This window comes from Rhizobacter sp. AJA081-3 (assembly GCF_017795745.1).
Classification (GTDB): domain Bacteria; phylum Pseudomonadota; class Gammaproteobacteria; order Burkholderiales; family Burkholderiaceae_C; genus Piscinibacter.
Genome location: NZ_CP059067.1, coordinates 4,773,606 through 4,786,193, shown reverse-complemented (window position 1 = coordinate 4,786,193; position 12,588 = coordinate 4,773,606). Strand labels below are relative to the sequence as shown.

Sequence of the window (12,588 nt, the reverse complement as noted above, 5' to 3'; positions counted from 1 at the left end):
TTCCGGCCTCGCGGACTGGAAGCCGGCGCTTGCGCCGGCTTTTTCGTTTCAGCGCGGCGCGGCGTTCGGCGGCAGGCCGAACAGACGCGCGCCGTTGTCCCACGCGATGCGCCTGGCTGCCGGTTCGGGCAGGTCGGCCAGCCAGCGCCGCGCATCGCTCATCAGGCCTTCGTAGCCGGCCCAGCGCGCGTTCACCCAGGTGTCCGAGCCGACCAGGAAACGCTCCGAGTGGGCTGTGAGCAGCGCTTTCCATTCGGCGCTCAGGCCACCGCCCGACTCCGTCAGGCCCGGCCGGTACGACAGCTCGCCCATCAGCTTCGGGTACTTCGCCAGCAGCGCGCGCACGCGCTCGGCCGGTGCGCCGCCGATGCCGGTGTGCGCCCAGATCAGCCGCACGCTCGGCGCATGCGCCATCAGCAGGTCGATGGCGCTGTCGTCCACGTGGGCGAGCACGGCCAGCTCCTTGTCCTGCGCCAGCTTCATCAGCTTGCGCGCCACCGGGCCGTTGGCGTTGGCGCTGTCGTAGAGGTGGAACTCGCCGATGCCGCGGTAGGGCCCGCTGTCGGTGCCGGCGGCCAGCTCGCGCTGCACCATCTCGTAGATCGTCTCGTCCTGGAACCAGCCGGTGTAGTCGGCGCGGTTGCGGTACAGGCGGATGAAGGGCACCACCGTCACGCCGGCGGCGCGGGTCTTGTCGCGCGCGCTGGCCAGCGACTTGGTGCCGTCGTTGGGCCGGCTGTTGGCGACGATCGCGCGCACGCCGCTGCGCTGCATGCGGCCCAGCGCATCGTCGACCGGATGCGCCGACATCCACGCCTCCTCGTTGTAGTGCAGGTGAGCGTCGAAGATCGGGCCGGTGTAGCTCTGCGCCGCGGCCGCGCCGGCGGTCAGCAGCGCGGCCGCGGCCAGAAGGTGGCGCCGCATGGCCATCAGCCCCGCGCCAGGCGGCGCTGCACGAAGTCCAGGCGATCCTGGCCCCAGAAGAGCTCGCCGTCGATGACGTAGCTGGGCGCGCCGAACACGCCGGCGTCGATGGCGCGCTGCGTGTCCTGCTCGTAGCGCACGTGCACGGCCTGGCTCATCGAGTCGTCCAGCCGGCGCGCCGGCAGGCCCTCTTCTTCCAGCATCTTCGCCAGGTCGCGTGCGTCGGCGATGTTGCGCTCGTCGACCCACACGCCGCGCAGGATGCGCCCGGCAATGCGCATCGCGGCGTCGCAGCCGTCGTGCATGTCCACCGCGATGATCAGCTTGGCGGCATCGTCGGCGTTCACCGGGAAGAACTTCGGCTGCAGCACGATGGGTTGGCCGAGATACTCGCTGAAGCGCTTGAGCTCGATCAGGCGGTAGGCCTGGCGCTGCGGCGCGCGCTTGGACAGCGGCAGCCCACCGGACACCGGGAACACCTTGCCGCCCAGGTCCACCGGAAGCACGTTGATCGTTGCGCCGGCAGCGCGGGCGATTTCGGCGAGGCGCTGGTGGCCGAGGTAGGTCCAGGGCGAGTTGGGGGCGAAGTAGTAGTCGACGCTCAGGGTCATTCGTGTCTCCTCTCGTTGTTCGGGCGCAGTCTAGCCACCCGCAGGAAGACCCTGCGCGCCGCTCAACCGGCGCTTGATCGGGATTCAGCCGGCCAGCAGCGGCGCCAGGTAGCGCCCGGTGTGGCTCGCCGGGTTCGCGGCCACGTCTTCCGGCGTGCCCTGAGCGATCACCAGGCCGCCGCCGGCGCCGCCCTCGGGGCCCATGTCGATGATCCAGTCGGCGGTCTTGATGACGTCGAGGTTGTGCTCGATCACCACGATGGTGTTGCCGGCGTCGCGCAGCTGGTGAAGCACCTTGAGCAGCAGGTCGATGTCGGCGAAGTGCAACCCGGTCGTCGGCTCGTCGAGGATGTACAGCGTGCGGCCGGTGTCGCGCTTGCTGAGCTCCAACGCCAGCTTGACGCGCTGCGCCTCGCCGCCGGACAGCGTGGTCGCGCTCTGGCCGAGGCGGATGTAGCCCAGGCCGACGTCGAGCAGCGTCTGCAGCTTGCGCGCGATGTTCGGCACGGCGTTGAAGTAGCCGTGCGCGTCTTCCACCGTGAGGTTGAGCACCTCGGTGATGTTCTTGCCCTTGTAGAGCACCTCCAGCGTCTCGCGGTTGTAGCGCCGGCCGTGGCAGACGTCGCAAGGCACGTAGACGTCGGGCAGGAAGTGCATCTCCACCTTCAGTACGCCGTCGCCCTGGCAGGCCTCGCAGCGCCCGCCGGCCACGTTGAAGGAAAAGCGCCCCGGTCCGTAGCCGCGTTCGCGCGCCGCCGGCACCTCGGCGAACAGCTCGCGGATGGGCGTGAACAGGCCCGTGTAGGTGGCCGGGTTGCTGCGCGGCGTGCGGCCGATCGGGCTCTGGTCGACGTTGATGACCTTGTCGAAGGCGTCCAGCCCCTCGATCGAATCGTGCGGCTCGGCCTCGGTGTGCGAGTTGTAGAGCTTGCGCGCCACCGCGGCGTACAGCGTGTCGTTGACCAGCGTGCTCTTGCCCGAGCCCGACACGCCGGTCACGCAGGTGAACAGGCCCACGGGGATGTCGACGTCGACGTTCTTGAGGTTGTTGCCGCGCGCTCCGGTGATCTTCAGCCGCTGCGGGTCGGTGGTGTCGGCCAGCGTACGGCGCTGGGCCGGCACGGCGATCTTCAGCACGCGGCCGAGGTAGCGGCCGGTCAGCGATTCCGGGTTCGCCGCCACCTCGTCGGCGGTGCCTTGCGCGATGATGCGCCCGCCGTGCACGCCGGCGCCGGGGCCGAGGTCGATCACGTGGTCGGCGGCGCGGATCGCGTCTTCGTCGTGCTCGACGACGAGCACGCTGTTGCCCAGGTCGCGCAGGTGGCGCAGCGTCCCGATGAGCCGCTCGTTGTCGCGCTGGTGCAGCCCGATGCTCGGCTCGTCGAGCACGTACATCACGCCGGTCAGGCCCGAGCCGATCTGCGAGGCCAGCCGGATGCGCTGCGCCTCGCCGCCGGACAGGCTGTCGGCGCTGCGGTCCAGGCTGAGGTAGTTCAGGCCGACGTCGTTGAGGAACTTCAGCCGCGAGCGGATCTCGCGCACCACCTTGTCGGCGATCTCGGCCTTGCTGCCGGCCAGCGTGAGCGACTCGAAGTAGGCCAGGCACTCGCGCAGCGTGAAGTGCTCGACGCGGTAGATCGGCTCGCGCGGCGTGTCTTTCGCCTCGTCGCCATTGACGAGGAACACGTTGCGCGCCTCGCGCCGCAGCCGCGTGCCCTGGCAGTCGGGACAGGGCTTGGCGCTCTGGTAGCGCACGAGATCTTCGCGCACGGCAGCGGAATCGGTTTCGCGAAAGCGCCGCTCGAAGTTCGGCAGGATGCCTTCGAACGGGTGCCAGCGCTTGACCACGCGCTGCTTGCCCTTGGCGCCTTCGGCCTGGTAGACGAACTCCACGTCCTCGCTGCCCGAGCCGTGCAGCAGCACCTGCCGGGCCTTCTTCGGCAGCTCCTCGAAGGGCAGGTCGATGTCGAAGTCGTAGTGCCGCGCCACGCTCTCGAGCAAGGAGAAGGTGTAGGCGTTGCGGCGGTCCCAGCCCTTCACCGCACCACTGGCCAGGCTCAGCGAGGGGAAGGCGACCACGCGCTCGGCGTCGAACACCGTCACCTGGCCCAGGCCGTCGCAGCTCGGGCAGGCGCCCACCGGCGAGTTGAACGAGAACAGGCGCGGCTCCAGCTCGGGCAGCGAGTAGCTGCACACCGGGCAGGCGAACTTGCTGGAGAACAGGTGCTCGGCGCCGGTGTCCATCTCCAGCGCGATGGCGCGGCCCTCGGCGATGCGCAGCGCCGCCTCGAAGCTTTCGGCCAGGCGTTGTTGCAGGCCCGAGGGCTGGATCTTCACGCGGTCGATGACGACATCGATGTCGTGCTTCTCGGCCTTCTTCAGCTTGGGCACGTCGGCGGCTTCGTACGCCGCGCCGTCGACGCGGAAACGCACGTAGCCCTGCGCCTGCATGTCGGCGAACAGCTCGACGAACTCGCCCTTGCGGTCGCGCACCACCGGTGCCAGCACCATCAACTTGGTGCCCTCGGGCAATGCGAGCGCGGCGTCGACCATCTGGCTGACGCTCTGCGCGCGCAGCGGCAGGTCGTGGTCGGGGCAGAAGGGCGTGCCGGCGCGCGCGTAGAGCAGGCGCAGGTAGTCGTGGATCTCGGTGACGGTGCCGACAGTCGAGCGCGGGTTGTGCGAGGTCGCCTTCTGCTCGATGCTGATCGCCGGCGACAGGCCCTCGATCACGTCGACATCGGGCTTGTCCATCAACTGCAGGAACTGCCGCGCGTAGGCTGACAGGCTCTCGACGTAGCGGCGCTGGCCCTCGGCGTAGAGCGTGTCGAAGGCGAGGCTGGACTTGCCCGAGCCCGACAGCCCGGTGATCACCACCAGCTGGTGGCGCGGGATGTCGAGGTCGATGTTCTTCAGGTTGTGCGTGCGCGCGCCGCGCACCCGGATCATGGGCGATTCCGCGCGGAGGGGCGGACTGGCGGGCGCGGGAGGGGTCGGCATCGGGTCGCGGGGGCGCAAACCGCCCATGATAACGACGCGGGCCGACGCGGCCTGCCTGCCTTCAGGGGCCGAGCGCGTCGAGCGAGGAGAGCAGCGCCGCCGCCTGCCCGCGCGAGAGCTCGGCGGACTCGGTCTTGCCGCCGCGCGTGAGCCGCATGCCGGTGGGCCCCAGGCGCAGCACCGCGCGCACGACGCCGTCGCGCGTGAAGCGCAGCGTCGTGGTCGATTGATCGGCGCCCACGGCGCCGGCCTGCCACACCGTGCGCGCACTGCGGTCGGTCTGGGCGATCCAGGCTTCGGTGGCCTCGTCCATCGGGCGTGGCGCGCCGTCGTCGCGCGTCCAGGTCCAGGCTTCCGGCTTGCGACGGATCTCGAAGCGCAGGTTGCTGAAGCCGGGGGTCTCGAGCGCGGTGGAGGCCGCTGCGGCGCGGCCGGCCAGGGCACTCGGGGCAGCGGCTTCAGCCTGCTGCGGTGCCACGGCGCCGGCGGGCGCGGCCGACTTGGCCGCCGCCAGGTCGCGGCGTTCGGCGGTTTCGCGTGCGCGCGTTGCCATGTCGGCCGCGGCGGCGTTCTGTGCGGCAGGAGCGGCCGGCATCGCCGCGGGGGCTGGTGCCGGCGGCGCGGCGGCCACCACCACCGGGCCCTCGGCCTTGGGCGGTGGCGCGGCCGGTGTGGCGGGCGCCGCGGCCATCTTGCGTGCCGGAGCCTCGGCAGCGGGTGTCGCCGCGGCCACGCGGGCGGCATCGGCCGCCTTGCGGGCGGCGTCGGGCAGCGCCGCGGTGGCCGCCGGTGGCGCGGCCGGCTCGGCAGCCCGCTCGGAGGGGGTCGCCGGCGCCGCGGCAACGGGCACTTCCTGCGGCGGCTGCATCTCCTCGGGGCTGCGGCCCCACCACATCACGCCGACGAGGGTGGCCACCATCACGCCGGCGAAACCGGTCGCGACCGGCGGCCGCGCGAGCCACGCCCACAGCGTGGCGATGCCGTCGCCCCAGCCGCCGGACGCGGGCAGCGGTGCCGGCGTCGCCTGAACCGGCCGTTCGACGCGCGGCGCCACGGCGGCGCGGCCCATGCGCAGGATGTTCTCGTCGACCTTGCGCGAAGGCGCCGCGTCGGCGTCGGGCGCATGGCGCAGCGCCTGGCGCAACCAGTCGTCGCGCGGTACCTTGTCGTCGTCAGGCGTGCTCATCTCGACTCCGGCGCGAGGTAGGCGCCCATGCAGGTGCGCAGCTTGCTCATCGCATAACGCAGCCGCGTCTTCGCCGTCTCGAAGCCGACTTCCAGCGCGCGCGCCACGTCGTCGAGCGACAGCCCGTCGTCGTGGTGCAGCAGGAAGGCGCTGCGCTGCGCCAGCGGCAGTTCGTCCAGGCAGCTCAGCAGCCGCTCGCCGGCGCGGCGCCAGAAGGCGAGTTCGTCGCCCTGCAGCGCGGCCGCAGCCGGCGCCGGCCAGTGCTGCCATGCGGCCGTGTCGGGTTGCCAGGGTTCGCCGTCCTCGCCCTCGAAGGCATCGATCGCGACCTCGCGGCCGCTCTTGCGCAGCAGGTCGATGGCGCGGTGATGCGCGAGCGTGAACAACCAGGTGCGAAAGCTCGCGCCCTGCGGCTGCCAGCGCGAGCGCGCCTGCACGACGCGCAGCCAGGTGTCCTGGAACACCTCGTCGGTCTGCGCCGCGTGGGCACTGCCGAGCAGGCGGCGCACGAAGCGGTACAGCGCCTGCCGGTGGCGCTCGTACAGCTGCTCGAAGGCCGCCGCATCGCCCTGGGCGTAGGCGGCCATCAGCGTGTCGTCGTCGGAGGAGCTCATCGCGGGTGGGAGTCTGCCTGATCCGCAGCTGATACGGCCGGCGGTCGCGATCGGGGTGATCTCAAGTTGTTTTCGCGCCGGTTCACCCCGTCGCGGGACCTGCCGCGTATCACCCCGCGCCCCCTCACCCCCCACAGGAGAACACCGATGAGACTTCCCCGCCTTCCGCTGCGCGTGGCCGCCGTGCCGGCCGTCGCCGCACTGGCACTGCTGGCCGCCTGCGCGGCCGTGATCGACGCGCCTCTCGCGCACGCCGCCACCCCCGGGGCCTGGCCACCGGCCTGGCAGGACCCGCCGGCATCGCCGCAGGACTACGGCACACCGCGCTTCGATGCACCGCAGGCCAGCCACTGCCACCGCCTGCCGTCCACGCGCGAGGTGCCCGGTGGCGGACAGCACGGCAACAGCGGCCATGGCGACAGGACGCGCGAGCTGCGCCGCGACGAACCGGCCCGGGCCGCCCTCGAGGATCGCGCCTCGCGCCGCGCCGAGGCGGCCAAGAGCGTGGCACCTTCGGCCATGCCCGCGGCGCCGGCCGGGGCAGTGGCCGCAGCGCCCGCACCGGCCGATGCTGCCGAGCGCGAAGCCGACCTGCCCTTGCAATCGGCGCCTTCGTCGATTGCCCCGCGCCAGCGCCCGCGCCACGAGACGGTGACCGCAGGCCTGGTCGACGACAACGCCGACTTCGGCGCGTACCTGGCCTACCGCCAGCGCAACGCCGGCCTGCCGGTGCGCGACCGCGATGTCGGCGAGCGCTACCTGCTCGAGGTCACCGATGCCGCAGGCCGCCCGGTGCACGACGCCGAGGTGGCGGTGCAGCGTGCCGGCCGCGCCGAGCCGGTGATGTGGGCCCGCACCGACACCGCCGGCCGTGCGTGGCTGCACCCGCGCGCCTTCCTCGCGCCTAACGTGTCGGACCGCGCGCTCGGCGTGGCGGTGCGCAAGGGCTCGGCCTGGACGCGAGCGACCCTGGTTCGTGGCGAGCGCGCGGCGCTGCAGGTGCGGCTCGGAGTCGCGCCGATAGTTCAGCGCCCGCGCCTGGACCTGGTGTTCATGGTCGACGCCACTGGCTCGATGGGCGACGAGATCGCCAAGCTGAAGAGCTCGATGCGCGCGATGTCGCAGCAGATCTCGCAACTGCCCGGCCAGCCCGACATCTGCTACGGCCTGGTCGCCTACCGCGACCGCGGCGACGCGTTCCTCATGCGCACGCACGATTTCACCGACGAGCTCGGCGCCTTCCAGAACGTGCTGGCCCGCGTGCAGGCCGGCGGCGGCGGCGACACACCCGAGGCGCTGAACGAGGCGCTGCACGAGACGGTGCACGGCCTGAGCTGGCGCACCGATGCGACACGTCTGGTGGTGCTGGTGGCGGATGCGCCGCCGCACCTGGACTACGGCGGCCCGCAGTACGACCTCGACATGCAGGCGGCGCTGGCCAAGGGCATCAAGCTGTTCGCCGTGGGCGCGAGCGGGCTCGATCCGGTGGGCGAATACATCTACCGCCAGATGGCGCAGTACACCGCCGGGCGTTTCGTCTTCCTCACCTACAAGGACGCCGCCGACCCGGGCAGCGGCCCGGGCACGCAGACCGTGCACGACGTGGGCAACTACTCGGTGCAGACACTCGACAAACTCGTCGTGAAACTCGTCGGTGACGAACTGGCGCGACTGTCACGCGGCTGAGGCCGGGCACAGTGCCGCGCGGGCGTAGCATTCCCGCCATGACTCGCGCGGCCCGCTTCGTTCTCCTTGCCTTGGCCCTGCTGCCGATGCTGCTCGCCGGCTGCGGTGGCGGCCTGTACATCGGCTGGGGCGACTACGGCGACGACAACGCGCCTTCGGTGAGCATCGCCACCGGGCAGACCAGCGTGGCTGCCGGGGGCACGTTGCGCGTGGTGGCTGCGGCCTCCGACAACGACAGCGGCATCGACGAGGTGGCCTTCTACCGCCTCGACGGCAGCGCGGCGACGCGGCTGGGCAGCGTGGGTGGCCCGCCCTACGAGTGGGATGTGTTCGTGCCCGCCGACGGCCGCACGCAGGTGCGCGTGTTCGCGCGGGCGCGTGACGGTGCCGGCAACGAGGCCGACAGCACGGTGCTGGCTGTCACCGTCACGCCGTGATCGGCTGCGCTCAGCCCGCCTCGCCGAGCACGCGAAGGATCTCGCGCCCGTAGGCCTCGAGCTTCTTCGCACCCACGCCGCTGATGCCGCCGAGTTCGTCGAGCGAGCCGGGCTGGTCGCGCGCCATCTCGGCCAGCGTGGCGTCGTGGAACACGACGTAGGCCGGCAGGTTGTGCTCGCGCGCCACCTCGGCGCGCCAGGCCTTCAGCGCGGCGTAGCGGCGCTGGCCGTCGTCGTCGAGCGCGATCGGCGCGGGCTTCTCGCGGCCTCCGCCGGCCTTGGCGACGCGGCCGGTGCGTCCCCGCTTCGGCGCTTCGCTGGGCACGCGCAGCAGCAGCGCCACCTCGCCCTTGAGCACCTCGCGCGCGCTGGGTGTCAGCTCCAGTGTGTTGTATTCGCCCTCGGTGCGCAGGTGGCCCAGCGCGATGAGCTGGCGCAGCACGCCGCGCCACTGCGTCTCGGAGAGATCGGCGCCAATGCCGAAGGTCGAGAGCTGTTCGTGGCCGTACTGCGTCACCTTGTCCGTCACCTTGCCGCGCAGCACGTCGATCAGGTGGCCGGCGCCGAAACGCTGGCCGCGGTTCTGGTGGAAGCGGTAGATGCAGGAGAGCGCCTTGCGCGAAGCCTCAGTCGCGTCCCAGGTGGCCGGCGGGTTCAGGCAGTTGTCGCAGTTGCCGCAGGGTGAGCTCTCCTCGCCGAAGTAGGCGAGCAGCCGCACGCGGCGGCAGTCGTGCGCTTCGGCCAGCGCCAGCAGCGCGTCGAGCTTGCTGCGCTGGCCGCGCTTGAACTCCTCCTCGGCCGGGCTCTCGTCGATCATGCGGCGCTGGTTCACCACGTCCGCCAGGCCGTAGGCCATCCAGGCATCGGCCGGTGCGCCGTCGCGGCCGGCGCGGCCGGTCTCCTGGTAGTAGCTCTCGATGTTCTTCGGCAGGTCGAGGTGGGCGACGAAGCGCACATCGGGCTTGTCGATGCCCATGCCGAAGGCGATGGTGGCGACCATCACGATGCCGTCCTCGCGCAGGAAACGGTCCTGGTGGCGCTTGCGCACGTCGGCATCGAGCCCGGCGTGGTACGGCAACGCGGTGAGGCCCTCGTCGTTCAGCCAGGCGGCGGTCTCCTCGACCTTCTTGCGGCTCTGGCAGTAGACGATGCCGGCGTCGCCCTCGTGCTCGTCGCGCAGGAAGCGCAGCAGCTGCTTGCGGGCCTCGTCCTTCTCGACGATCGAGTAGCGGATGTTCGGCCGGTCGAAACTGCTGATGAAGACGCGCGCCGTCTGCAGCTGCAGCCGCGTGATGATGTCGGCGCGCGTCAGGTCGTCGGCGGTGGCGGTGAGCGCGATGCGCGGCACGTCGGGCCAGCGCTCGTGCAGCACGTTCAGGCCCAGATAGTCTTCGCGGAAGTCGTGGCCCCACTGGCTCACGCAATGCGCCTCGTCGATGGCGAACAGGCTGAGCAGGCCGCGCTCGTGCAGCGAATCGAGCTGCGCCAGCATGCGCGGCGTGGTGATGCGCTCCGGCGCGGCGTACAGCAGCACGAGCCGGCCGGACATCATCTCGCGTTCGATCTTCTGCGTGTCGTCCAGCGTCAGCGTGGAGTTGAGGAAGGCGGCGTGCACGCCGGCTTCCTCCAGCGCGCCGACCTGATCGTGCATCAGCGCGATCAGCGGGCTGACGACGATCGCCACGCCCTGCTCGCGCCGGTGCCGCACGATCGCCGGCACCTGGTAGCACAGGCTCTTGCCGCCGCCGGTGGGCATGAGCACCAGCGCGTCGCCGCCGGCGCTGACGTGCTGGATGATGTCCTGCTGCTGGCCGCGGAAGGCGGGGTAGCCGAACACCTGCTGCAGGATCGCCAGCGGCGCGCCGCCGGTGGTGCTGGCAGTGGGGGCAGTCGGGGTGGCTTCGGAGACGGGCACGGCAGGCGGCGGGAGTGAGCCGCGATTGTCGCAGCCCGCTCCCGGGCCTGGATCGATCAGCCCGCCTCGGCGCCGATCGTCGCGCTGGTGAAGGTGTAGGTGCGGTCGATCGAGCCGTCGGCGCCGAAGTCCACCGTCACGGTCAGCGTGCCGGGCACCACGCTCACGCCAATGCGGTTGTTCGGCAGGGTGATCGTCCAGGCGCCCTGCGTCGGCACGCCGTTGGCGTCGAAGCTCACCGTGCCGTTGGTGGCGGTGGTGACGGTCCAGTTGCCATTGGGCAGCACCGCATTCATCGTGTGCGTACCGCTGCTGCTGCGCGCGCTGATCACGCCGTTGGTGGTGGTGATGCTGCGGGTGATGTCGATGCCGGTCAGCGTGAAGGTGCTGTTGCGCGCATTGCGCTGGCTGGTCACCACGATTTGCGGCGAGGTCCAGTGGTTGGTCGTCGTGGTGCTGGCGCCGCTGGTCACCACCGTCTGCGACAGCGTGGAGGTGCCGTTGAGCGTCAGCACGCGCTGCGGCAGCGTGATGACGATGCCGCTGGTGCTCGTGGTCACTTCCACCGCGCCGGCCGCGGCCGACACCACCGTCAGCGTCGCGCTGCCGTTCAGGCTGGCCGCGCCCGCGCTGCCGACGCAGTTGGTGTAGGTCACGCTGTAGATCTCGCCGGCGTCGAGCTGCCCGTTGGTCAGGCTGCCCAGGCTGCCGCCGGTGGCGGTGAACATCGCCGTGCCGCCGCCGACGCAGTTGTAGGTCTGGCTCGCCGTGCCGCCGGCCACCACCGCTTGCGTGGTGCTGAGCAGCGTCGTCGCAGCATCGGTGGTCTCGCTGGGCACGACGGCACTGTTGGCGCTCATCGCCTGCGCCTGCGATTCGGTCACGCCGGTGACGGGCGTGCCGGCGTCGTCGCCGCCGCCACCGCAGGCAGCCAGCAGCGCCAGCAAGGCGGCGGCAGGGATCAGGGCGAGGCGGGCGTTTGCGTTCTTCTTCATATCGGACTCCTGAGAAAAGAGGGGTGGGATGAACCGGGGCCTCAGCGCTGGGGCGCGAGGCTGCGGCATTCGGGGCTGATCTTGTCGGACTGGCTGCGCAGGCATTCGCGCATGCCGCGCTTGCCGGACGTGCCGCAGGCGGACTTCACTTCCTGCGCGCAGCGCTCCATCACCGGCAGCGCCGCCTGGCAGGCGGAGGACAACTCGGACTGCTTGTCCTTCAGGCAAGTCATCAGACGTCCGCCGCCCGGCTGCACCGAGGCGCAATGCTTCTTCGCGTCGTCGCGGCAGGTGCCGGCGGGTGCATCGGCGGCAAACACGGCCGATGCGCCGATCAGCAGTCCCAGCGCGGCCAGCAGTTGGGGTGGCAATCGCATGTTTGGTTCCTCGTGCAGTGGCAGGTGTCCATTGAACGCGCCACGTGACACGATGGAAGCACATGCGGCGCGACGAATTGCGACAGTTCTGCAATGCAAGGGAACAGGATGTTTCCGCGCCCTACACTGCCGCCGCATGAGTGCCAAACCGCTGGTCCTGATCGTCGACGACGACGCCGAGCTGTCGGCGATGGTCGCCGAGCTGCTGGGCCGCGAGGGCTGGGCGGTGCATGCGGTGCTGACCGGCGGCGACGGCGAACGGGCACTGGCCGAGCAGCGCCCCGACGCGGTGCTGCTCGACGTCATGCTGCCCGACGCCAACGGTTACGACCTGTGCCGCCGCTGGCGCGCTGCGCAGCCCGGCCTGGGGCTGGTGATGTTCACCGCGCGCGGCGATCCGATGGACCGCGTGCTCGGCCTGGAGATCGGTGCCGACGACTATCTCTCCAAGCCCTTCGAGCCGCGTGAGCTGGTGGCGCGCGTGCGCGCCTTGCTGCGCCGCCAGGCGCCGGGCCGCAGCGACGGCGCGCTGCTGCGCTTCGAGGGCCTTCGCATCGACATGCTCCGGCGCGAGGTGCTGGCCGATGAACGCGCGGTGGCGCTGACCAGTGTCGAATACAAGCTGCTCGCTGCACTGGCGCGCGCGCCGGGGCAGGCGCTGTCGCGCGAGGCGCTCAGCGAGGCGGTGCAGGCCGGCAGCTACAAGCCGCTGGACCGCACTGTCGACGTGCAGGTGGCGCGGCTGCGCCGCAAGCTCCGTGAGGCCAGCCCCGGCAAGGACTGGATCGACACCGTGCGCGGCGAGGGTTATGTCTTCGTGCCCCGCTGAGCGGGCACCGGGCG

Annotated in this window: 11 protein-coding genes; 3 read left to right on the top strand and 8 right to left on the bottom strand. The window is 71.3% G+C overall.

Translation table 11 applies throughout. The features are described from left to right. Positions 1-48: 48 nt before the first annotated feature. The 5 genes from HZ992_RS22685 to HZ992_RS22665 form a co-directional block, all read right to left on the bottom strand. Entirely contained in the window at positions 49-924 is an 876-nt protein-coding gene (locus tag HZ992_RS22685) for an amidohydrolase family protein (protein ID WP_209384063.1), read from the bottom strand. Between the two features lie 5 nt (positions 925-929). Further along, positions 930-1,535, bottom strand: coding sequence for a 2-hydroxychromene-2-carboxylate isomerase (locus HZ992_RS22680; protein ID WP_209384062.1), 606 nt, complete (start codon positions 1,533-1,535; stop codon positions 930-932). Positions 1,536-1,619: 84 nt separating this feature from the next. Further along, entirely contained in the window at positions 1,620-4,535 is a 2,916-nt protein-coding gene (uvrA, locus tag HZ992_RS22675; protein ID WP_209384060.1) for an excinuclease ABC subunit UvrA, read from the bottom strand. Between the two features lie 61 nt (positions 4,536-4,596). Then, positions 4,597-5,721, bottom strand: coding sequence for a hypothetical protein (locus HZ992_RS22670; protein WP_209384058.1), 1,125 nt, complete (start codon positions 5,719-5,721; stop codon positions 4,597-4,599). Further along, a complete protein-coding gene (locus HZ992_RS22665; protein WP_209384057.1) occupies positions 5,718-6,335 on the bottom strand; it encodes a sigma-70 family RNA polymerase sigma factor in 618 nt (205 codons plus the stop codon). Before HZ992_RS22665 ends, HZ992_RS22670 begins: the two co-directional genes overlap by 4 nt. A 147-nt stretch (positions 6,336-6,482) precedes the next feature. On the opposite strand from HZ992_RS22665, the gene HZ992_RS22660 reads away from it, so the two are divergent. Together HZ992_RS22660 and HZ992_RS22655 are read left to right on the top strand one after the other, a co-directional pair. Beyond that, the gene (locus tag HZ992_RS22660; RefSeq protein WP_209384055.1) at positions 6,483-8,021 is read left to right on the top strand and encodes a vWA domain-containing protein; all 1,539 of its coding nucleotides are present in this window, start codon (positions 6,483-6,485) and stop codon (positions 8,019-8,021) included. A 38-nt stretch (positions 8,022-8,059) separates the two neighbouring features. Beyond that, positions 8,060-8,458, top strand: a complete 399-nt coding sequence (locus HZ992_RS22655; RefSeq protein ID WP_209384053.1) for an Ig-like domain-containing protein — start codon at positions 8,060-8,062, stop codon at positions 8,456-8,458. Between the two features lie 10 nt (positions 8,459-8,468). Here HZ992_RS22655 and recQ read toward each other — a convergent pair whose 3' ends face one another. The 3 genes from recQ to HZ992_RS22640 are packed head-to-tail and all read right to left on the bottom strand — an operon-like array spanning position 8,469 to position 11,745. Continuing rightward, positions 8,469-10,373, bottom strand: a complete 1,905-nt coding sequence (recQ, locus tag HZ992_RS22650; RefSeq protein WP_209384052.1) for a DNA helicase RecQ — start codon at positions 10,371-10,373, stop codon at positions 8,469-8,471. Positions 10,374-10,429: 56 nt separating this feature from the next. Next, the gene (locus HZ992_RS22645) at positions 10,430-11,368 is read right to left on the bottom strand and encodes a hypothetical protein (protein WP_209384050.1); all 939 of its coding nucleotides are present in this window, start codon (positions 11,366-11,368) and stop codon (positions 10,430-10,432) included. Between the two features lie 41 nt (positions 11,369-11,409). Then, positions 11,410-11,745, bottom strand: coding sequence for a cysteine rich repeat-containing protein (locus tag HZ992_RS22640; protein ID WP_209384049.1), 336 nt, complete (start codon positions 11,743-11,745; stop codon positions 11,410-11,412). Positions 11,746-11,881: 136 nt separating this feature from the next. Here HZ992_RS22640 and HZ992_RS22635 point away from each other — a divergent pair, with 136 nt between their 5' ends. Beyond that, positions 11,882-12,574, top strand: a complete 693-nt coding sequence (locus HZ992_RS22635; protein WP_209384048.1) for a response regulator transcription factor — start codon at positions 11,882-11,884, stop codon at positions 12,572-12,574. Positions 12,575-12,588 lie beyond the last annotated feature (14 nt).

Excerpts from the sequence above, each read along its gene's own strand:
- HZ992_RS22685 (WP_209384063.1), bottom strand. The coding sequence starts at position 924 with ATGCGGCGCCACCTTCTGGCCGCGGCCGCGCTGCTGACCGCCGGCGCG.
- HZ992_RS22680 (WP_209384062.1), bottom strand. The coding sequence starts at position 1,535 with ATGACCCTGAGCGTCGACTACTACTTCGCCCCCAACTCGCCCTGGACC.
- uvrA (WP_209384060.1), bottom strand. The coding sequence starts at position 4,535 with ATGCCGACCCCTCCCGCGCCCGCCAGTCCGCCCCTCCGCGCGGAATCG.
- HZ992_RS22670 (WP_209384058.1), bottom strand. The coding sequence starts at position 5,721 with ATGAGCACGCCTGACGACGACAAGGTACCGCGCGACGACTGGTTGCGC.
- HZ992_RS22665 (WP_209384057.1), bottom strand. The coding sequence starts at position 6,335 with ATGAGCTCCTCCGACGACGACACGCTGATGGCCGCCTACGCCCAGGGC.
- HZ992_RS22660 (WP_209384055.1), top strand. The coding sequence starts at position 6,483 with ATGAGACTTCCCCGCCTTCCGCTGCGCGTGGCCGCCGTGCCGGCCGTC.
- HZ992_RS22655 (WP_209384053.1), top strand. The coding sequence starts at position 8,060 with ATGACTCGCGCGGCCCGCTTCGTTCTCCTTGCCTTGGCCCTGCTGCCG.
- HZ992_RS22645 (WP_209384050.1), bottom strand. The coding sequence starts at position 11,368 with ATGAAGAAGAACGCAAACGCCCGCCTCGCCCTGATCCCTGCCGCCGCC.
- HZ992_RS22640 (WP_209384049.1), bottom strand. The coding sequence starts at position 11,745 with ATGCGATTGCCACCCCAACTGCTGGCCGCGCTGGGACTGCTGATCGGC.
- HZ992_RS22635 (WP_209384048.1), top strand. The coding sequence starts at position 11,882 with ATGAGTGCCAAACCGCTGGTCCTGATCGTCGACGACGACGCCGAGCTG.